This is a genomic window from Acinetobacter pollinis (assembly GCF_015627175.1).
GTDB classification, from domain to species: Bacteria; Pseudomonadota; Gammaproteobacteria; order Pseudomonadales; family Moraxellaceae; genus Acinetobacter; species Acinetobacter pollinis.
Map to the genome: position 1 here is coordinate 1 of NZ_VTDQ01000040.1, position 21,151 is coordinate 21,151.

The following is a 21,151-nucleotide window of genomic DNA, read 5'->3' on the forward strand; positions in this document are numbered from 1 at the left end:
ATGGTTCATTCCGTGTACGTCATGCTTATATGTCTTTAGACAAATGGTTAGTTGGTCAAACAGCTTCTCCATTTGTGAACGTAGATACTACACCAGAAGTTGTCGATCCGAATGGTCCTATGGGTTCAGGAAGTCAACGTACAGTTCAAGTACGCTATACACAACCAATCACTAAAAACCAAAAAGTGTTAGTTGCTGTTGAAGGTGGTGACGTAGATAACTTCAGTGGCACAAGCCAAACATCTGGTGGCGGTCGTTTACCTGCTTTAACTGCAAGATATGATATTGCAACTGCAGATAAAAAAGGTTTATTACAGGTTCATGGTTTACTTCATGAAAACCGTGTAGCTACCAATGATAGCAATGACAAAGAAGGGTTAGGCTGGGGCGTAGGTGTTGGTGCAAAATATAGCTTAACACCAAACGATACATTATTTGCAAACTACTACCATGCAAAAGGCGATGGCCGTTATATGCTTTACAGCAATAGTGCGTATGTAGCGACTGCAAATGGTACTTCTTATAACATCAACCCATCTGAATTTAACTCTGCTTTAGTAGGTTATGGTCATAAGTGGAATTCAGAATGGCGCTCTGGTTTAGCTGCAGGTGGTATTTGGTATAATGATACGAACGCTTATGCGAAGAATTCTGGAAGTGCAAATAAGACCCAGTACAATATTATTTTGAACACATTCTACACGCCAGTGAAGAATGTTGATATTGGTGCAGAATATACTTATGGTCAACGTCAAACGTTTGCTGCAAGTACTGCAACAACATCGGATAAAGGTGATTACTCTCGCTTAAACTTAATGGCTAAATATAGTTTCTAAGCTATAGCAAGTCAGTTTTAGTTTAAAAAAACCGCAATAGATCTATCTGTTGCGGTTTTTTTCTTTAAATCTGCTAAAGTGCGCGCGTACATTTTGTTTATTTTGAATGTATAAAAAATAGTTTAAGTCTTTCTTAAGTTCAAAAACTTAAATTGCAATCATTCTAGCGGAAGTAGTTATTCATGCCTTTGTTTCAATTCATCAGAAGTAAAATGCCCGTTTTGAGTTTAGGGAGGTTTAACTTCATTCTTGCAGTTTGGTTGGCTTGTGCACTTAATTTAAACTTCTTTAAAAAAGCACTGATGTATTCTGAACTGCATGGTATGGAAGCAGTGCTTTGGGTTGCTTCTTTAGTAATTGTTCTTGTTTCATACTATTTTATTGTAATTCAGTTAATTTCATGGCAATGGTCCAAAAAAATTGTAGCTGTTTTATTGCTTATTATTGGGGGGCTTAGTTCTTATTTTGTAAATACTTTGGGTATTATGATTACCCCAGAACAAATCCAAAATATGATGCAGACTGACTCTCGTGAGGCATTTGCACTCATCTCAAGCGATCTAGCATTTTGGGTTTTCTTGTTTGTTATATTGCCTAGTCTTGTTCTATGCTTTTTGCCAGCCAAAAAAGAAAATTTTTTCAAAGTCTTGTTGAAGAAATTGACCAGTATTATTGTGACTTTAGCAGTTGCTGGCGCTGTTATTTATATGAGTTATATTGATTTCAGTTCATTATTTCGTGGGCATCGAGATATTCGAGACTTAATTTCTCCCAATAATGTATTTAATTCAGGTTTAAGCTATTACAAAAAATTATCTTATAAACCTTTACCTCTAATACACTATGGTGAAGATGCTCAATTTACAAAAATACCTGAACAACCAAAATTAATGGTTCTGGTCGTAGGTGAAACTGCACGTGCAGAAAGTTTTTCATTAAATGGTTATCAGCGAAATACTAATCCAGAGCTTTCTAAAATTAATGATTTGATTAATTTTAAAGATGCCCATTCTTGTGGTACGGCAACAGCAGTTTCTGTACCGTGTATGTTCTCAGGTATGCCAAGAACGAGTTACGACAGTCGGTTAGCTTCACATAGGGAAGGATTGCTAGATATTGCACAACGTGCGGGTTATAACGTCACTTGGATTGATAATAATTCAGGCTGTAAAGGTGCTTGTGACCGCGTTCATCAGTATCAGATTCCTGAAAACCTGAAAGCTAAATATTGTAAGCCTACAGGTGAGTGTGATGATGAAATTCTTGTCGACAGTCTAGAATCGTATGTATCTACAATTCCTAAAGAGGATAAAAGACCTCAATTAGTTGTCTTGCACCAAGTGGGAAGCCATGGCCCAGCATATTATGAGCGTACTCAACCGCAATTTGAGCGCTTTAAGCCTATTTGTAATACAAATACCATTCAAAATTGTGAACATCAAGCATTGATCAATACTTATGATAATAGTATTGTTTACACAGATTACATTTTGAGTCAGGTCATTAAAAATCTTGAGAAAAATGAAAAATATCAAACAGGTTTTTGGTATTTATCTGACCATGGTGAATCTACAGGAGAAAATGGTTTGTATTTGCATGGTGCACCGTATGCATTTGCACCTTCTCAACAAACACATATACCAATGATGATGTGGTTTTCACAGGCATGGCATAAAAATAACATGGCTCAATCGAAGTGTTTACAATCTCAACAAACACGTACTGTTGGTCAAGATAATTTATTTCCAACAATATTAAGTTTACTTGATATAAAAACGCATGTGATTAATCCAGATTTAAACATGCTGTCGTATTGTCACAGTGAATAAATAGAGCAGTAAATACTATGACGAAAATATTAATAATTGAAGATGACTTCATGATTGCAGAGTCTACGATTACTTTGCTGAAATACCATGGTTTTGAGGTAGAGTGGTTTAATAATGGTTTAGACGGCTTGTCTCATCTAGGAAAAAACCAATATGACATGATTTTACTCGATCTTGGTCTACCTATGATGGATGGTATGCAAGTGCTTAAACAGATTCGTCAGAAAACTCAGACACCTGTACTTATTATTTCAGCACGCGATCAACTTGAAAATAGAGTAGATGGACTCAATCAAGGAGCAGATGATTATCTCGTTAAACCTTACGAGTTTGAAGAGTTGCTTGCGCGAATTCATGCCTTGCTAAGACGTGCAGGGTTAGATGCACAAAATACCCCAGCAGATAAAATTTTAAATAATGGCGAACTTGTTTTAGATATTGAACAACATATTGCACGTTATAAAGGTCAAATGATTGAGTTATCTAATCGTGAATGGGCTATTTTAATTCCTTTAATGATGTATCCGAATAAAATTTTTTCTAAAGCGAATTTAGAAGATAAGTTATACGATTTTGACAGTGAAGTTTCGAGTAATACGATTGAAGTATATATTCATCACTTACGTACTAAATTAGGTAAAGATTTTATTCGTACCATTCGTGGTTTAGGTTACCGTTTAGGACACAATTCTTAAAGTCGATGGAAAAGCATAGTTCACTTAATACTCGCCTTGTTGTACTTACTTCACTTTTGAGTGTGGTAATGGCGTGTGTTCTTATGTTTTCTACCTACCATATTGCACTAAAAGAGTTAACACGTATTTTAGATGCACAAATGCAGTTTTTAGCAAGTCGGGCAACAAGACTTGATCTGAAAAATACGCATAGCCAATTAAATCTAGATCCAGACAAACAGCAAGAAGAATTATTTGTTGATATTTGGTCTTATGATGACATTGATGAATTAGAAAAGAATCAATTACTCGTACCACAAGTAAAAAAAGCGGGTTTTTATCAGCATGAAACAGATTCTGGTACGTGGTATACCTATGTTTTACCTACGAAAGATTATCAAGTTCAGGTGAGTCAGCACCAACGTGTGAGACAAGTGCTTGCACTAGAATTAGCAGGCAGTATGGTTCTGCCATTTTTGCTGATTATGCCATTGGCTATGTTAATTATCGTTTGGATTATTAAACGAAGTCTTAAACCTCTAGATGATTTAAAAAGTGAACTAGCACAACGTGATTCGAATGAACTAACTCATTTGACCAATACACAGTACCCGATTGAATTGTTGCCTGCTGTAAAAGAAATTAATTATTTATTTGATAGAATTTCTACAACCCAACAAGAGCAAAAGCAATTTATTGCAGATGCAGCCCACGAGTTAAGAACACCCATTACGGCTTTAAATCTACAAACTAAAATCTTACTTAGAGATTTTCCTGAAAATCCTGCACTGTTAAATTTAAGTAAAGGGTTGGCACGTATACAGCATTTAGTTAGTCAGTTGTTGGCATTAGCGAAACAAGATACAGCATTACATGTATCTGAACAGCCCAAAAAGTTTTTACTTAATGATATTGCGTTGAATTGCGTAGAACAGTTAATGAATCTTGCAATGGAGAAAGAGATAGATTTAGGTTTTGAACGTAATGATGAGGTATTAGTACAAAATTTTGAGCCAACGATCCATTCTATTATTTATAACCTTATTGATAATGCAATTAAATATACGCCACATTCAGGGGTGATTAATATTTCTGTATATGAAGAAAAAGATCAAAAGTTAGGTTACGTATGTATTGAAGATAGTGGTCCGGGTATTCCAAAAGAAAAGTATGAAGAAGTATTAAAACGTTTTTATCGTGTGCATCATCATTTAGAAGTCGGTAGTGGCTTAGGGCTATCTATTGTACAGAAGGCAACACAACGGGCAGGGGGGAATTTATTTTTAGGTAAAAGCGAGGAACTTGGTGGACTAAAAGTATCCGTACAAATCCCTTTAAAAATTCACGCCTCAGAAACCACTTAATGAGATAATGCCTCTAAGAGGTCTAATGCAGACTTCATTCTTTTACCATCCCTTCCTAATTTGTCGATACCTATTTTATTGAGCCATTTAAAGCGAATACCGACTGTACTCAGTTGTTTAATGACTTTAGATTCACTTGCTAATTCAGTTTTTAATAAGTTTGTAATCGCTTCTGATTCATTGTGATTAAAACGAAATGCAGTAGAAAAGATTAAACATAACCAGTCTCTCGCTTGGCAAGTTTGTAAATCTAAAAAGTAACCTGGATCTGTTTCAAAATCTATAAATGAAATATTAAACTGACTGTCGACCAGAATATTTCTTGCAAATGCCTCACTCAAATAACTCTCTTTTGCATGAATCTTTTTAATTTCAATAATGGCTTTTCTTAAAAGAATAATCCGATCATTCAGAGATTCTTGACGACCTAAGGCTTCATCTAATTGCATCAATCCTTGATCTGTATATGAGATATCCTGAATGAGAACACCATCATGGGTTTCAGCCAGTATTTCAGGTACAGATATACCAATATGATGTAACTCTCGAATGCGTTTCATCTCACAAAGAATAGATTTTCTTCCACCATAGTTTGGAACAGGTGTCAAAATCTGCAAGTTGAGGAATTTAGAAAGCCAAAGTAATGGAAGGTAAATCCACCAAGGATGACGGATACTTGCTTTTTTTAACCACACTTTGATGCCATCGACAATATAAGATTCAATTGACGACGTTTGTTTACTGATATGTTCAGTAAGGAACGTTTGATATTTTTGCATATATGATCTTGGTGCAGCGATTTGATTAGGGAGTCATCCAGACTATTTATATTTTATAGTTTTTATAGATAAATATGTCCTATACAAATTATACCATGATTTTATTAGGTTTTTATGAGGGTGAAATGAAATTTTCCTTTCTAAAATATAAAAAAAGGGGCTGATTTTTCAGCCCCTTTTAAGAAAATAAGAGATTACAAATTTGCAATCTGTTCCATATTATGTTTTACCTTTTCAAGCTGTGCGACAAACTCAGCAAGTTTTGCTTTTTCACCTTCTACGACAGCCGGCGGTGCTTTTTTCACAAAACCTTCATTGGCAAGTTTGTTTGCAATTTGATCATGTTGTTTTTGAACCTTGTCCAAATCTTTTTGGAGACGAGCAAGTTCCGCTTTAGGGTCAATAAGACCTTTCATTGGTACGAATACAGATGCATGACCAATCACACTTGATGAAGAAAGAGGTGGCTCTTGTGAGTCGGTAAGGAACTCGATACTTTCAACTTTTGCAAGTGCTTTAAATAGAGGTTCAATACGTTCAATACGGGTTTGCTCAGCATCTGTAATATTTTTTAGTAATACGGGTAATAGACGCGCATTGCCTAGACCCATTTCACCGCGGATATTACGAACTGCACCAATTAGACTTTGTAACCAACTCATATCGGTTTCAGCCTGCTCATTTATTTTCTCTTCTTCAGCAACAGGATAGTTTGCTGTCATGATAGTATGACCTTCACGACCAACCATTGGAGCTAAAGTTTGCCAAATTTCTTCTGTAAGATATGGCATGAGTGGGTGAGCAAGACGTAAAGAGGTTTCCATAACACTAAGAAGTACACGTCGAACTTCGGCTTTACGTTCAGCAGACACATTTACATCGTTTAAAACTGGTTTTGTCAGCTCAACATACCAGTCACAATATTCGTTCCAAATAAAGTCATAAATATTTTGTGCAGCAATGTCTAAACGGTAAGTTTTAAAAGCCTGATGTACATTTGCTTCGGCTTTTTGTAGACGGCTGATAATCCACTTTTCAGGAAGTTCCCATAGGTCTGGATTGGCAGTCTGAGCAACTTCTTGACCTTCAATGTTCATTAAAACAAAACGAGTTGCATTCCAAATTTTATTACAGAAATTACGGTAACCTTCGACACGTTTTAAATCGAATTTGATGTCACGACCTGTATTTGCAAGTGCGCAGAATGTAAAACGTACCGCATCTGTACCATATGAGCTAATACCTTCTGGGAACTCTTTACGGGTAGATTTCTCGATTTTTTCTGCTTGTTTTGGATTCATTAAACCAAAAGTACGCTTCTTCACAAGACTTTCAAGATCAATACCATCAATAAGGTCTAGAGGATCTAATACATTTCCTTTAGATTTTGACATTTTTTGACCTTCGCCATCACGTACAAGTCCATGCACATAGACTGTTTTGAATGGGACTTGAGGCGTACCATCTTCATTTTTCATAAAGTGCATAGTCATCATAATCATACGGGCAACCCAGAAGAAAATGATGTCAAAGCCTGTTACGAGAAGATCTGTAGGATGGAATGTTTTTAAAGCATCGTTGAGTGCATCTTTTGCAGCATCACCTGTCCAACCTAATGTTGAGAATGTCCAAAGCCCAGAGGAGAACCATGTATCTAAGACATCTTCATCTTGGTTGAGTTCGATATGGTCTGCAATGTTATGTTTTTGACGAACCTCTTCTTCGTTACGTCCGACATATACGTTGCCTTCAGCGTCATACCATGCAGGAATTCGGTGTCCCCACCAAAGTTGTCTAGAAATACACCAGTCTTGAATGTTGTTCATCCAAGCCATATACATGTTGGTGTATTGTTCTGGAACAAACTTAATACGACCATCTTTTACAGCTTCTACAGCAGGCTCAGCAAGAGGCGCAATTTTTACATACCATTGATCGGTAAGTAGTGGTTCTACAATTACACCTGAACGGTCACCACGTGGAGCTTTTAAGTCATAAGGTTCAATTTTTTCTAACCAACCTTCAGCTTCAGCTTGAGCAATCATTTTCTTACGTGCTTCAAAGCGCTCTAAGCCAACATAATCACTTGGCGCAGGAATGGTTTTTGAAATTTGTTCACCTGCTTTTGCGATATATTCAAGCTCGGCAAGTACTTCTGCATTCTTATTAAAAATGTTAATAATTGGTAGGTTACAACGTTTACCTACTTCATAGTCATTAAAATCATGTGCAGGTGTAATTTTTACACAGCCTGTTCCAAAATCTTTTTCTACATATTCATCTGCAACGATAGGAATGAGACGGCCACTAATTGGAAGAACGATGTTTTTACCAATAAGATGTTGGTAACGTTCATCTTCAGGGTGTACTGCAACAGCACTGTCACCTAGTAATGTTTCAGGGCGTGTTGTTGCAACAATAAGGTAATTGTCACCATTTTGGGTTTTAAGTGATTGGTCTTCAAAAAAGTATCTGAAATGCCATAAAGAGCCTTTTTCTTCATGGTTTTCAACTTCTAAGTCGGAAAGGGCAGTTTGAAACTTAGGGTCCCAGTTTACAAGACGTTTACCACGGTAGATTAAACCTTGTTCGTGAAGTTGAACAAATACTTCTTTTACAGCATGAGATAGTCCTTCGTCCATGGTAAAGCGTTCGCGAGACCAATCTACAGAAGAGCCTAAACGACGAATCTGACGAGTAATATTGCCACCAGATTGCTCTTTCCATTCCCAAACTTTTTCAATAAATTTTTCACGGCCTAGATCATGGCGACTAATATTTTCAGCAGCAAGTTGGCGTTCCACAACCATTTGTGTTGCAATACCTGCATGGTCTGTACCAGGCTGCCAAAGGGTATTTTTTCCCATCATACGGTTATAGCGTGTAAATGCATCAATAATGGTGTTATTGAAACCATGACCCATGTGTAGACTACCTGTGACATTAGGCGGTGGAATCATGACGCAAAAAGACTCGCCTTGGCCAGATGGTTTAAAATAACCATTTTCTTCCCAAGTTTTATACCATTTTTTTTCGATCTCAGTTGGATCGTAAGTTGTTGCAATATTCTGAGCTGAAGTAGCTTGTGAGTCAGTCATAGTAAACAGATCAAAAGTGAATGAATAATTAGAGGTATTGTAGCAAAAAAAATAATACTTGAGCGGACATGTATCACTCTGTGCGATATAACAACAAAGTGAATAACGTGGTAACTTATAGCAAAATAATTTGGGATTTTTGATTTATGTCGTATGCGGTATATTTACGAGTAGAAACACAAACCTATGAAAAATTTATTTCTATTCAGCAGCGCCTTCAAGCTGGGGAAAAAAAGAAGTTAGCGCATGAATTAGGTGATGTTTTAGCAGATGTGTCAGTACAAGTGATTCAACAAGCATTTATAAACCTGCTTGAGCAACAAAAACGCCGTTTAACTCGACCAGAAGGTCATCAGATTGCAGCAGATTCTGAGAAAGTGATTGAACATGTATTATCTGCGTTTAAAAAATATTTACCTTGGGCAATCGCACTGTTTAGTAATGAGCGCTTAACACCATTGGTAAATTATTTTGCAAATATGGTAAGGCGTGAAGGTGATCAAGTATATGTTAGATATGACGTAGACCCTGCTGTGATTAAAAATACTTTAGATAAGGTTGAAGTGATTCGTGGAGGGGATGCAAGTGAAATTGCACCAGCATTTGATTGTTTGAATCAGATCATTGATGCCGGTGTTGATCAGTTAATTCGGCAACCCAAAGCTTTATTGAAGTTTAATTTAGTTGTAGATAAAACACTGAATGGCGTTATTCAGGTGAGTACAAATATGGCATATAAGCGTTTATCTTCATTGGGTAAAGAAGTAGAAATTGGCTCTGCACCTTATTATATCGATCATTTTATTCAATTTTTGCATCATGAAGCATAAAATAAAAAACCCACATGTATTATGTGGGTTTTTTTAAATGATTATTTATTGTTAGATTGTACTTCTGCACTAGACGGTTGATGATAGGTTTGATCTGTGCTGTACGCTTTGACACCACCACCTAACGTTTTATACAACTCAATTTGGTTATTTAGATTACTTAATTCTAAGCTAAGTAATGCTTGCTGAGCAGTATAAGCATCTTTTTGAGCTGTAAGTACATTTAAATAGCCATCCACACCTGCACGATAGCGTGCATTAGAGAGTTGGTAAGTACGATTGGTTGCAGATACAAGACTACGTTGGGCATCTAGACGTTCGCCAATATTTGCACGTGTTGCCAATGCATCACTTACTTCTTTAAATGCAGTTTGAATGGTTTTTTCGTATGAAGCCAATGCAAGCTCTTGGTTTACCTTAGAGATCTTAACATTTGCTTTACGTGTGCCCCAATCAAAAATTGGTAGATTTAGAGAAGGTGCAACCGACCAAATGAATGAACCTGATTTAAATAGATCAGAAAGTTCAGATGAAGCCAATCCCGCAGAGCTGGTTAAGCTAATCGTTGGGAAAAGTTGTGCTTTTGCAGCACCAATATTTGCACCAGCTGCACTTAAACTATATGCAGATTGTTGGATATCAGGTCGATTATTCAGTAAATCACTACTTAGTCCAGTTGCAAAAGTTTTTTCATTTGTCACACTACGAATTGTACTGTTTGGTAGAAGCTCTGTTGGTACAGACTGTCCTACCAATAGGTTTAATGCGTTTTGTGCTTGTGCTGCTTGTGTACGATATGTCCCTACATCTGCACGAGCCGTTTCTACTGAAATTTGTGCTTGACGTAAAGGTACTTCGCTATCTATACCTACATCAAAGCGCTTTTTATTCAGGTTATATGCTTGCATCTGAGTTTTCAGCGTGTCTTCAGCGAGTTTCAAATTGGCATTTGCATAAGAATATTGTAACCAAGCTTCTGCAACTTGACTAATCAGGCTAATTTGCGTTGCATCACGTGTACTTTGCATTGCAAGATAACTATCTAATGTAGCATCTTTTAGACTCTTGAGTCTTCCCCAAAAATCTAATTCATACGATGTTACGGCAAGACCTGCTGAGTAAACATTTCCAGTTACAGGTTGGCCAGTCAGTACGCTTTTAGAACGTGAGCGGTCAAATTCTGCGCTTGTACCAAGTGTTGGTAAGCGATTGTTTTCTGTGATGTTATATTGTGCTTGTGCTTTTTGAATATTTAAGATTGCTGTACGCATATCTCTATTATTTTGCAATGCAAGGTCTATAACTTTGACCAGTTGAGGGTTAGAGAAAAAATCTTTATACCCTTGTTCTGCAATCGATACCCCAGAACTATGCTGAGTCGCATAGTCTGTAGGAATATCTGATTTTACAACAGGCTCTGGCCCGCGCATGCTTTGGCAGGCAGCCAAAGCAAACGCAAGAGAGGAGACTGCAATACTACGACCTGTAATCGACCATATATTTTGCATCACGATTTATGCTCCTGAGTATTTGCAGTTTTTGGTTTATATTTAAAGATACTACGAATCCAGACAAAGAATACTGGAATAAAGAAAATACCTAATAAACATGAGCTGATTACACCACCAAGTACACCGTAACCTACCGAGTGTTGGCTACCAGCACCAGCACCAGTAGAAAGTGCTAATGGAAGTACACCAAAACCAAATGCGAGTGTTGTCATAATGATTGGACGTAAACGCATTTTTGCAGCATGTAAAGTTGCTTCAAAAAGCTCTTGTCCTTGTTCTTGAAGTTCTTTCGCAAATTCTACAATTAAAATTGCGTTTTTAGACGAAAGACCAATGACAGAGATCATGGCGACTTGGAAGTAAATATTGTTGACCAGATTTGGATTTTTTAGAACGAAGAAACCGAAGTAGGTTAGGGCTACAGCACCAATAATACCAAGTGGAATAACTAATAGTACTGAAAATGGAATTGACCAACTTTCATAAAGTGCTGCAAGACAAAGGAATACAATAAGCAATGAAAGCGCATACAAGTATACCCCTTGAGAACCAGAATCTTGTTCTTCTAGAGAAAGACCTGTCCACTCATACGAGAAGCCAGATAAGCCCATAGAAGGAAGTTTCTGCATAATCTGTTCCATTGCAAGCATTGTTTCACCAGAGCTAACGCCGTTTGCTGGAGAGCCTTGAAGCTCCATTGCTGAAACACCGTTATAACGTATTAGGCTTGGAGAACCATATGTCCAGTTTCCAGATGTAAATGCAGAGAATGGAACCATGCTTCCTGCAGAACTACGAACGTACCATTTGTTTAAGTCATCTGGCATCATGCGTGAATCCGACTGACCTTGTAAATAAACTTTTTTCACACGTCCGTGATCTAAGAAGTCATTTACATAGCTACCACCCCATGCAACGCCCATAGTCGTGTTAATATCTGCGATACTCACACCTAGACTACCAGCTTTGGCTTGATCAATTTTTACTTGGTACTGTGGTTCATCCTCCATACCATTTGGACGGATCATGCCAATACGTTTATCTTTAGATGCTAGACCTAAAATTGCGTTACGTGCAGCCAGTAATTTTTCATGCCCTTGACCATTCACATCTTTTAACATGAAGTCAAAGCCTTGGCTTGTACCAAGTTCAGGCATTGCTGGGAGCTGAAGTGGATAGATTAAAGTTGCATCTTTTACGATCGCATTTAGTGCAAGCGCACGCCCAGTTAAAGCACCAATTTGAGTTTCTGGTGTTTTGCGCTCACTCCAATCTTTTAAGCGTACGAATGCAATACCTTGGTTTTGACCTTGTCCTGTAAACGAGAAACCAGAAACACTAAATACAGACTCGACAGTATCTTTTTCTTTATGAAGATAGTAGTCGGTAATCTGATCTAACGTCTTGTCTGTACGTTCCAAACTTGCATTGGTTGGAAGCTGTACAAGTGTTAAAACAACCCCTTGGTCTTCATCTGGTAAGAATGAAGTTGGAAGTGTTTTTACAAGGAAACCTAAAACAACCACGAGTAAGATATAAAACACACCAGAAATTAAGCGGTGGTGAGTCATTCGATTCACACCGTTTTGATAGCGATGTGCTATACGATCAAAGCTATGGTTAAACCATCTGAAGAAACGCGCAAAGATTGAGTTGCTTTCTGGTTTATTCTCATCGTGCTTTTTCAAAATAGTGGCACAAAGTGCAGGTGTAAATGTCAGTGCAACAATTAATGAGAGAATCATTGCAGTGACAAGTGTAATAGAGAACTGTCTATAAATTACACCTGTTGTTCCTGTGAAAAAGGACATAGGTACAAATACAGCCGTTAAAACTGTGGTAATACCCACCAACGCACCAGAAATCTGCGTCATTGAGTTTTCAGTAGCTGTAACAGGGTCTAAGTGTTCCTCTGTCATAATACGTTCAACGTTCTCTACAACAACAATTGCATCGTCTACTAAAAGACCAATTGCAAGTACCATTGCAAACATCGTGAGTGTATTGATAGAGAAGCCTAAAATATTGATAACTGTAAATGTTCCAAGAACAACAACAGGTACCGCAAGTGTCGGAATAATTGTTGCACGCCAGTTTTGTAGGAACAAGAACATGACGATGAATACAAGAATAACCGCTTCAACAAGGGTGTGCGCTACATTTTCAATAGAAATTTTGATAAATGGTGTGCTGTCAAATGCAATTGTATCTTTTAAACCATCTGGATAGTTTGGTCTTAAGCTTGCTAAAGCAGATTCAATATTTTTTGCAGTTTCAAGTGCGTTTGCACCTGTTGATAGTCGAATAGCAATACCTGCAGCAGGTTTACCATTAAATTTCGAGTCAAATGCATAATTCGATGAACCTAACTCAACTTTAGCTACATCTTTTAAACGTACAATTGCACCTGCATTATTTTTCAAAATAATGTTTTGAAATTGTTCAGGTGTTTGTAATAGGCTTTGAGCATTAACGGTTGCGTTAATTACTTGACCAGATACTGCAGGAGCACCACCTAATTGGCCGCCAGCAACTTGTGTGTTTTGTGCTTGTACTGCCGCTGAAATATCTGCAGGTGTTAGTTGGTAACTGGTCAGTTTTGCTGGATCTAACCAAATACGCATAGCGTAAGAGCCACCAAAGACTTGTACTTCACCTACGCCAGCAACACGACTAAGAGGGTCTGAAATATGACTGTTTACGTAATCTTTAATGTACGCGCCGTTTAGACTATTGTCTGGCGAATAAAAAGAAATAACTTGTAAAAAGCTTGCACCAGACTTCTTAATCGTTACGCCTTGACGTTGAACAGATTCAGGTAAAGAGGCAAGAGCAGTCTGCATCTTATTTTGCACTTGTACTTGTGCAATATTTGGATCAATCCCTTGCTTAAAGTTGACGTCAACTTCTACTGAACCTGTCGCAGAACTGGTTGAGGTAATATAACGTAAACCATCTAACCCATTCATTTGCTGTTCAATAACTTGTGTTACTGTATTTTCAATGGTTTGGGCAGATGCACCTGGGTAAGTCGCTGCAATAGAAATTTTAGGTGGAGCAATTGTTGGATATTGTGCGATAGGCATACTAAACAGAGAGATAATCCCTGCGAGCATAATCACTAAGGCAATTACCCATGCAAAAATGGGGCGGTGTATAAAAAATCTAGCCATCTTATCCTACCCTTTTGCTGTGTTTTGGTTGGATGGAGATTGAGCTTGATTGGTATTTACTGGCTTTTCTTCTGTTGCAGGTTGATATGGTTTAATCTTCACTTGCTGACCAGCTTTTACTTTAGCAACACCATCTACGATTACTTTATCACCAGGGTTTAGCCCCTTAGTAACGATCCAGTTTTGATTTTGTGTGCCAGACGTTTGTACAACACGAGATTCTACTGCACCTTTTTCGTTTACAATCGATACAACCGCATCATTTGAAGGCGTGCGTGTTAAAGCAATTTGTGGAATTAAGTATGCATTAGGAATAACGCCTTGTGAAATTTCAGCAGTTGCATACATTCCTGGTAGCAGTAAGTGTTTAGTATTTGGAAATACTGCACGTACAGTAACGGTACCTGTTTGCTCATTTACATTGGCATCTGAGAAGGCAAGAGTCCCCTCAGTATTGTAGTAGGTTCCATCTTCAAGTTTGAGCTTAACTTTAGTGTTATTACTACGATCGATACTACCTTGGCTTAAGTTTTGACGTAAACGCAAAAGCTCGGTACTAGATTGATTGATATCAACATAGATTGGATCGAGCTGACGAATAGTTACCAAAGAATTGGTTTGATTCGCAGTCACAAGTGCGCCTGCTGTAACAGAGGAAGGCCCTGATTGACCTGAAATTGGTGAACGAATCGTTGAGTAGCCTAAGTCAACTTCAGCATTGCTTACTTGTGCACGTGCAGCATCTACTTGTGCTTTGGCTACATTTACTTGTCCAACAAGGTCATCATAATCTTGTCTTGCAACTGCATGACTAGATACCAATTCCTTATAGCGGTTTAATTTAATTTGCAGTGATTTCAGGTTCGCTTCTTGTTGTAATAGCGTTGCCTTATAATTTTCTACGCTTGCTTTATTTGTACGAGAGTCAAGTTGATAAAGCGCTTGCCCTTCATGAACAAAACTCCCCTCTGTGAACAGGCGACGTAAAATAATACCACTTGTTTGTGGTCTCACTTCTGATACTTGGTAAGCTGTAGTACGCCCCGACAGTTCGATAGATTGCTCTACACTTTGTGGCTGTGCAGTGAGAACGCTAACTTCTGGAGTAGGTGCCTGTTGTTGACCTGCACTTTGACCGTCTGACGAAGCGTCTTTTCCACACCCTGTAAGGGCTAAACTTACAGCCAAAGCACAAGCACTGAATGTTGGTGCCCAAAGTTTAGCTGACCTCATTCTTTTCACCTCTTTTTGAATTTTAAATTTCATTGTTAGATTTTGTTTACTTATGATGATAAGTAGAACCAATAAGTAAAGAAACCCAAATATGGCCAATTCTTTAGTTTGCATAATTTTTACCTTCCGAAACTATAGGAAGGCGCATGATTTTTTAACCCAAGAAAAAGCAAAAATACATTCGATACCGTGAAATATCGTGTAGGGTTCTTAACAATCTGTACTTTGGGATATATGTAAAAAATAAGGTCAACTACACAATATTTTAAAAAATAAGTTTTGCCATATTGTTTTAAAGTTAAATAAAAGCAGTATATGGAAAGAACATATTTCAGAAAAAATGATGTACGGCTTATCTGTTTTATATTCCAGTTTAGGATGAAGCTATATGGAAAATTGCTCGTATTTCTAATGTATAGAAGGGGAGAATATATCCAATATTTAGGTTGAAAAACATGAGTGTAGGGCACAGTGTGCTTACACATTAAAAGAATACTACCTATGAAAAATAAGTAATACACCATGTATTACACCTATTAAAGTTAGCAGATTGTTAGGGTTAATGAGTCAAAGTGTACTCGCCAGTACACTTTTTTTCAAGATACAAATCGGCTCTACATAATTTATATACAGATACTGTAGAAATATAACTGAAAATAAATTTAGTTATCTTTTTTTTGTGTTTGTTTTACGTCATTGGTTATTGATACTTTCTCCTTAGGTGGCCAGAAGAAATCACTAGGTCGGGTAAAAAAGTGTGTGAGAACAAGTTTAGCAAGAGGTTTCCATTGTTCGAATTTCACTCTTCTGGCACGTAAGGCCACAATAATGGTTAAACTAAAGCTTACAAACAAGTTTGTTAAACCAATTAGAGCTACTCCTAAACAAGAGATTAAAATTAAACCAAGATCAGGGCTCCCACTCACAGAAAGTAAACCCTGTATTAAGTTTGCAGAAGCAAAAGCAATATGACGTATATCTAAAGGTAGGCCTAAGATAAAGCCCAGTGTTCCCATACTGCCAAGCATAATACCAAAGAGAAAATTCCCAGAAATTGCGCCTAAGTTTCTTTCAATATAGTCGGCAAATTTGTTTTGACGTTTCTCTCCAAGCAATTTACGCAGGCCACGATGCATTTTAAGACGAGGTCCTATTTTTCTATAAATTGCCATGTTATCAAAATAGCCTGCAATTAAGCCTGATAAGAATAAACATACACCTGCAATTGCTGCATGTGGGACGGCAAGGGAAGTAAACGGGTCTAAAGTATGTAAAAGATTGGTGGCTTTAATATTGTTAAGTAATTTTTCCCCAAATAATGCTGGCCATGAAAGTGTAATGATTGCCGCAACAGGGATCGCAATTGAAATATTACCCAATATAGCAATAAACTGAGTGCGAATAATATTAACAATAAGTTCTGTAAGTTCTGCCAGTTGAGTAGTTCTAGACCCTTTTCTTTGTTGTACAGTCGCTGCAAGTGCAGCAGCCGTCATTGCGGGCTGTTTGGTTGCAACTGTAAAATGTAAAACATGAATGAGAACAAACCCTAAACTATAGTTCATGCTGTAAGTAAGTGCATGTAAAATAGGTGCAAGAGAAAGTCTTGCGAGAAGAATTTTAATTACAGACATCGTAGCAATAATTGTACCTGCGCCTGCCGCTGCCTTGTACATTGCAAAAAAGCCATTTTTATCTGTGCTGACATAGTGCTCACCAGTTTTACTGGCATTCTCTGTCACTTGAAGCGCAAGTAATTCACTATTCGCTGAAAGCAGCGCACCAACACGTTTTTCACTATGATTCGCTTTGACCAAATCGTAAAGCAAATCATGCACAGCTTTGCCTTGTGTTTGTGTATGATCACTGACAATCTGTAGAAGAATTTCTAATCGTTCTAAACTTTGTTCTAGAACAGTTAGTAAATAAGTAAGTGTTAAGCTTACGCCAATCCGCTTTGTGGAGCGACGAATACCATTGACTACACCTAAGCACTGTTCAATCATTACAAATGCTTGTGCAGCATCGGGTGGAATATATACTCCAACTTGTTGGGCACTCTCTATAGAGTTTTTATATTTTGCAATGAAGTCTGTAATTTCACGATTTTGTGCAAGAAATGGTGACTCATGTTCATTCAGTTTTGGTTCGGCATAAAGTAGTTCAGGAAATAAACCGATCCCACTAATTCGATAACTTAATATATTAATTGCTTTAAGAATATTCTCTTTAATCTGACTTTTTTCTACAAGTAAATCTTGCTCAATAGTGAGTTGCTCGAAAATTAATTTCCAGTCTGAAACTTCTATACTTTCCAACCAATACTTATCGCTAGACAAATAAAAAACTTTTCCAATAAGTTCTTTAATTTGAGCGTGGTCAATAATGGGTGGAAGAAGATGGTACATCATGCGCTGATTAAGCTGATTCCAAAAACCATCGAGTGCCAAAATACCACTGTCTGCATATAGGTTAGATTGTTTGTACTGTGTAATAAGTTTTAGAATGTATTGACTAAGTACATATTTAAAATGAGGAGTTTCCTCCAATGTCTGAATAAATATTTGAATATTTTTTTTTACTTCTTGTGTGTTCTTAGGATTTTTAGGTCTAATTATAGCTATGAGATGAACGAGTGGTTGTTCGTTTAAAACAGCTTGAGTTTGTCCAAGCTGTTGTTTTATTTCGTTATAAACCACATTAAATGATTTTTTATTCATAGTTTAAACTTTTATTATTGAATACGGTTAAGCGCCATCATTGCCAAATTGTAGAGTGCTTGTTTAGCAGGGCTTTCAGGAAGTACATTTAAACCATTAATGGCATTTTGAGTTTCTTCATGAGCACGGCGTCTGCAATATTCTAAAGCACCACTATTTTGTACAATTGAAATTACCTGATCTAAATCGCTAAGACCACCAGTGGCAATGCTCTTATAAATAATATCGTGTTCAGGTCCAGTTGTATTTTTTAAAGCAGCAATGAGCGGAAGAGTTGGTTTACCTTCCATAAGATCATCACCAATATTTTTACCTAATACCTCTGCATCGGATGTATAGTCTAAAATATCGTCAATAATTTGAAAAGCATTTCCAAAGTGCCCAGCATAACGTTTTAGACCATCTCTGTATTCTGGTGTTCCTGCCAGCATAGCTGCCCCTTCGGTTGCTAACTGAAACAAACGGGAGGTTTTACCATAAATAATATTTAAGTAAGTTTCTTCTGATGTATCGGGTTGGTGTTGTGCTTGAAGCTGTAATACTTCACCTTCAGCAATCTCACATGTCCCTGTAGAGAACTCTTTTAAAAGTGGCATATTGTTAAGATCAACAAGAAGATCAAAAGATCTTGCAATCAGAAAATCTCCGACTAACACTGCTGTTTGATTGTTCCAAGTTGCATTTGCTGTTGGTCTGCCACGGCGTAAATTAGAATCGTCAACAACATCATCGTGCACAAGCGTTGCGGTATGTAGCATTTCTATGACTGCGGCAAGGCGTTGGGTGCGTAGTAGATCTGTTTCACCACAAGCTTGGGCAGCAAGTAAGCACATAATAGGCCGCATTCTTTTACCACCAGCTTCTACCACATGTTTGCTGACAGACATAACTAGTGCAACTTTTGAGCTGATCCCTTCGTTAATAAATTTATCCATTGCAGTAAAATCAGCAGCAACAGGTGCAAGAATATCGTGCTTGAAGTCGATGGCCATAAAATTAAAAACCTTTAAGGATGTAGAAACGTTTTTTTCAAGACTAAAGTGATACTCGTGATTGAGTGTAATACTTTAGAGTTAGCGATAAAACCTCCGTTTTATACCACAAAAACGAACATTCTTTATAAAACTTCTGCCTCTTTGGTGCCTATTCTTTCTAAAATTAGGCAGTTGTATTGATGAAATGATTGTATAAGAAAAAAACAACTGATAGGACTTGTTGTTTTCCCATTTTTTACTTAAAATAATCCCCCTTTATATACCCCCAGTGGCGTTCGTTTTAAGATCAGTATATTCCTTTACTGGCACGGCGACACGGGCAAGTTGGAGTACACCTATGTACGCAGTAATCCAAAGCGGTGGTAAACAGCACCGTGTGGTTGAAGGCGAAACCCTTAAAGTTGAATTATTGAAAGCTGAAACTGGCACAACTCTTACATTTGATGATGTATTAATGGTTGTAAACGGTGACAGCGTTCAAATCGGTGCTCCAGTTGTAGCTGGCGCTAAAGTAACTGCAGAAGTGGTTAGTCATGGTCGTCACGACAAAATTCGTATTGTTAAAATGCGTCGTCGTAAACACTACCGTAAACAACAAGGTCACCGTCAATGGTTCACTGAGTTGAAAATTACTGGTATTTCAGGCTAATCACGAGGAGTAAGAGACATGGCTCATAAAAAAGCTGGTGGTTCGACACGTAACGGTCGTGATTCAAACCCAAAAATGCTAGGTGTTAAAGTTTACGGTGGTCAATCTATCGCAGCTGGTAGCATCATTGTTCGTCAACGCGGTACTGAGTTTCACGCTGGTGCAAACGTTGGTATGGGTCGTGACCACACTTTATTTGCTACATCTGATGGCGTAGTTAAATTTGAAGTGAAAGGTCAGTTTGGCCGTCGTTATGTAACTGTTGAATCTGTTTAAGATTTAATCATTACATAAAAAAAAGCTCGCATATTTGCGAGCTTTTTTATTTTAGAGTGTTTTAGACCAGTAATCTTGTATGCTTTTAATTAAAGAGGGTGGAAGTGGAACATAATTTAATGTTTGAGCATCTTTTTGCCCATTTTCTAAAGACCATTTAAAAAATTTTAATGCTTCACTATTATCAACTTCTATTTTTGGATTTGGTTTGCGCATAATAATGAAGGTCGTTGCTGTAATTGGCCAAGATTGCTCACCTGAAGCATCCGTCATAATATTATAAAAATCTGTGCTTGGACTCCAATGAGTATCTGTTGCGGCAGCCTGAAAAGACTTCTGATCAGGTTGTACAAATTTACCTGCTTTATTTTGTAGGGCTGTATAGCTTAAATTATTTTTTAAACTATAAGTCAGGTCTGCGTAACCAATAGAGCCTTTAATTTGCTTAATTGAGCGTGCGACACCATCATTTCCTTTACTTCCTATACCCACAGGCCATGCAACAGATGTACCTTCACCAACTTGAGATTTCCAAGTCGGACTAACTTTTGAAAGATAATTGGTCCAATTAAATGTAGTCCCTGAACCATCAGAGCGACGTATAACTGAAATACGTTGGTTAGGAAGATTTAATTGAGGGTTTAATTTTTGAATTTGTGGATCATTCCATTGAGTAATTTTACCCATATAGATATTGGCTAAAATAGGTCCTGTGAGTTGTAAACTCCCAGGTACAACACCTTCAATATTTACTACGGGTACAACACCGCCAATAACAATAGGAAATTGTTTTAAACCAGCTCTACTTAGCTCTTCAGAGTTTAGAGGCATATCTGATGCACCAAACGTTACTGCGCCTGTTTTAATTTGTGCGATACCTCCTCCAGACCCGATAGGTTGGTAATTTAATTGGTTTCCAGTTTTTGCCTGATAAGTTTCTGACCATTTTGATAGTACAGGATAAACGAAAGTTGCCCCAGCACCTTTAATTTCAGATGCTTGCACTTGAGTGATGAATGAAAAAAATAGTGGTGTTATGATACCTATAACAGATTTTCTTAAAAGATTTTTAGAGGAAAAGCGCATAAATTGTCCTTGATTTTGATAATTTATATTTAACTTTGAATGATTTAAGGTTAAATCAAGGCATGGAATTTTATAATTCAATTATTACAATAATATAT

General features: G+C 37.4%; 15 protein-coding genes. 7 read left to right on the forward strand and 8 right to left on the reverse strand.

Going from position 1 to position 21,151, the window contains the following annotated elements; genetic code table 11:
* The 4 genes from I2F23_RS11670 to I2F23_RS11685 all read left to right on the forward strand — a co-directional run.
* A partial coding sequence (locus I2F23_RS11670; RefSeq protein WP_195772771.1) for a DcaP family trimeric outer membrane transporter occupies positions 1 to 836 on the forward strand: 836 nt, incomplete at its 5' end.
* A 182-nt stretch (positions 837 to 1,018) separates the two neighbouring features.
* The gene (locus I2F23_RS11675) at positions 1,019 to 2,665 is read left to right on the forward strand and encodes a phosphoethanolamine transferase (RefSeq protein ID WP_195772772.1); all 1,647 of its coding nucleotides are present in this window, start codon (positions 1,019 to 1,021) and stop codon (positions 2,663 to 2,665) included.
* 17 nt (positions 2,666 to 2,682) lie between these two features.
* Positions 2,683 to 3,360 (forward strand): response regulator transcription factor, encoded by a 678-nt coding sequence (locus I2F23_RS11680; protein ID WP_195772773.1) that lies wholly within the window; start codon positions 2,683 to 2,685, stop codon positions 3,358 to 3,360.
* 5 nt (positions 3,361 to 3,365) lie between these two features.
* On the forward strand, positions 3,366 to 4,703 hold the full coding sequence (locus tag I2F23_RS11685) for an ATP-binding protein (protein WP_195772774.1): 1,338 nt from the start codon (positions 3,366 to 3,368) through the stop codon (positions 4,701 to 4,703).
* Here I2F23_RS11685 and I2F23_RS11690 read toward each other — a convergent pair.
* Positions 4,700 to 5,482 (reverse strand): BUD32 family EKC/KEOPS complex subunit, encoded by a 783-nt coding sequence (locus tag I2F23_RS11690; RefSeq protein WP_195772775.1) that lies wholly within the window; start codon positions 5,480 to 5,482, stop codon positions 4,700 to 4,702. The two genes, I2F23_RS11685 and I2F23_RS11690, sit on opposite strands and share 4 nt — an antisense overlap.
* Before the next feature lie 194 nt (positions 5,483 to 5,676).
* Positions 5,677 to 8,580 (reverse strand): valine--tRNA ligase, encoded by a 2,904-nt coding sequence (locus I2F23_RS11695; protein ID WP_195772776.1) that lies wholly within the window; start codon positions 8,578 to 8,580, stop codon positions 5,677 to 5,679.
* A gap of 146 nt (positions 8,581 to 8,726) precedes the next feature.
* Between I2F23_RS11695 and I2F23_RS11700 the strand changes: the two genes are divergently transcribed.
* On the forward strand, positions 8,727 to 9,410 hold the full coding sequence (locus tag I2F23_RS11700) for a hypothetical protein (RefSeq protein ID WP_195772777.1): 684 nt from the start codon (positions 8,727 to 8,729) through the stop codon (positions 9,408 to 9,410).
* A gap of 41 nt (positions 9,411 to 9,451) precedes the next feature.
* Here the strand turns inward: I2F23_RS11700 and adeC are convergent, their stop codons facing one another.
* The 5 genes from adeC to sdsA all read right to left on the reverse strand — a co-directional run bounded on the left by adeC (position 9,452) and on the right by sdsA (position 19,039).
* The gene (gene adeC / locus I2F23_RS11705; protein WP_195772784.1) at positions 9,452 to 10,918 is read right to left on the reverse strand and encodes an AdeC/AdeK/OprM family multidrug efflux complex outer membrane factor; all 1,467 of its coding nucleotides are present in this window, start codon (positions 10,916 to 10,918) and stop codon (positions 9,452 to 9,454) included.
* The gene (locus tag I2F23_RS11710; protein WP_195772778.1) at positions 10,918 to 14,094 is read right to left on the reverse strand and encodes an efflux RND transporter permease subunit; all 3,177 of its coding nucleotides are present in this window, start codon (positions 14,092 to 14,094) and stop codon (positions 10,918 to 10,920) included. The genes adeC and I2F23_RS11710 overlap by 1 nt, the downstream gene beginning before the upstream one ends.
* 6 nt (positions 14,095 to 14,100) lie before the next feature.
* Positions 14,101 to 15,327: an efflux RND transporter periplasmic adaptor subunit gene (locus I2F23_RS11715; RefSeq protein WP_195772779.1), complete on the reverse strand. Its 1,227-nt coding sequence runs from the start codon at positions 15,325 to 15,327 to the stop codon at positions 14,101 to 14,103.
* A gap of 662 nt (positions 15,328 to 15,989) precedes the next feature.
* On the reverse strand, positions 15,990 to 18,047 hold the full coding sequence (locus I2F23_RS11720) for a site-specific recombinase (RefSeq protein ID WP_195772780.1): 2,058 nt from the start codon (positions 18,045 to 18,047) through the stop codon (positions 15,990 to 15,992).
* A gap of 14 nt (positions 18,048 to 18,061) precedes the next feature.
* Positions 18,062 to 19,039 carry an All-trans-nonaprenyl-diphosphate synthase gene (sdsA, locus tag I2F23_RS11725; protein ID WP_195772781.1) on the reverse strand — a complete coding sequence of 326 codons (978 nt, stop codon included), beginning with the start codon at positions 19,037 to 19,039 and terminating at the stop codon, positions 18,062 to 18,064.
* Between the two features lie 340 nt (positions 19,040 to 19,379).
* On the opposite strand from sdsA, the gene rplU reads away from it, so the two are divergent.
* A complete protein-coding gene (rplU, locus tag I2F23_RS11730; protein WP_023272536.1) occupies positions 19,380 to 19,691 on the forward strand; it encodes a 50S ribosomal protein L21 in 312 nt (103 codons plus the stop codon).
* Positions 19,692 to 19,709: 18 nt separating this feature from the next.
* Complete coding sequence (gene rpmA, locus I2F23_RS11735; RefSeq protein WP_195772782.1) at positions 19,710 to 19,967, forward strand: 50S ribosomal protein L27; 258 nt, start codon at positions 19,710 to 19,712, stop codon at positions 19,965 to 19,967.
* 51 nt (positions 19,968 to 20,018) lie between these two features.
* Here the strand turns inward: rpmA and pstS are convergent, their stop codons facing one another.
* On the reverse strand, positions 20,019 to 21,053 hold the full coding sequence (gene pstS, locus I2F23_RS11740) for a phosphate ABC transporter substrate-binding protein PstS (RefSeq protein WP_195772783.1): 1,035 nt from the start codon (positions 21,051 to 21,053) through the stop codon (positions 20,019 to 20,021).
* Between the last annotated feature and the right edge of the window lie 98 nt (positions 21,054 to 21,151).

Bases quoted from the DNA above. Each gene is read 5' to 3' on its own strand.
- I2F23_RS11675 (WP_195772772.1), top strand. From the start codon at position 1,019: ATGCCTTTGTTTCAATTCATCAGAAGTAAAATGCCCGTTTTGAGTTTA.
- I2F23_RS11680 (WP_195772773.1), top strand. From the start codon at position 2,683: ATGACGAAAATATTAATAATTGAAGATGACTTCATGATTGCAGAGTCT.
- I2F23_RS11685 (WP_195772774.1), top strand. From the start codon at position 3,366: ATGGAAAAGCATAGTTCACTTAATACTCGCCTTGTTGTACTTACTTCA.
- I2F23_RS11690 (WP_195772775.1), bottom strand. From the start codon at position 5,482: ATGCAAAAATATCAAACGTTCCTTACTGAACATATCAGTAAACAAACG.
- I2F23_RS11695 (WP_195772776.1), bottom strand. From the start codon at position 8,580: ATGACTGACTCACAAGCTACTTCAGCTCAGAATATTGCAACAACTTAC.
- I2F23_RS11700 (WP_195772777.1), top strand. From the start codon at position 8,727: ATGTCGTATGCGGTATATTTACGAGTAGAAACACAAACCTATGAAAAA.
- adeC (WP_195772784.1), bottom strand. From the start codon at position 10,918: ATGCAAAATATATGGTCGATTACAGGTCGTAGTATTGCAGTCTCCTCT.
- I2F23_RS11710 (WP_195772778.1), bottom strand. From the start codon at position 14,094: ATGGCTAGATTTTTTATACACCGCCCCATTTTTGCATGGGTAATTGCC.
- I2F23_RS11715 (WP_195772779.1), bottom strand. From the start codon at position 15,327: ATGAGGTCAGCTAAACTTTGGGCACCAACATTCAGTGCTTGTGCTTTG.
- I2F23_RS11720 (WP_195772780.1), bottom strand. From the start codon at position 18,047: ATGAATAAAAAATCATTTAATGTGGTTTATAACGAAATAAAACAACAG.
- sdsA (WP_195772781.1), bottom strand. From the start codon at position 19,039: ATGGCCATCGACTTCAAGCACGATATTCTTGCACCTGTTGCTGCTGAT.
- rplU (WP_023272536.1), top strand. From the start codon at position 19,380: ATGTACGCAGTAATCCAAAGCGGTGGTAAACAGCACCGTGTGGTTGAA.
- rpmA (WP_195772782.1), top strand. From the start codon at position 19,710: ATGGCTCATAAAAAAGCTGGTGGTTCGACACGTAACGGTCGTGATTCA.
- pstS (WP_195772783.1), bottom strand. From the start codon at position 21,053: ATGCGCTTTTCCTCTAAAAATCTTTTAAGAAAATCTGTTATAGGTATC.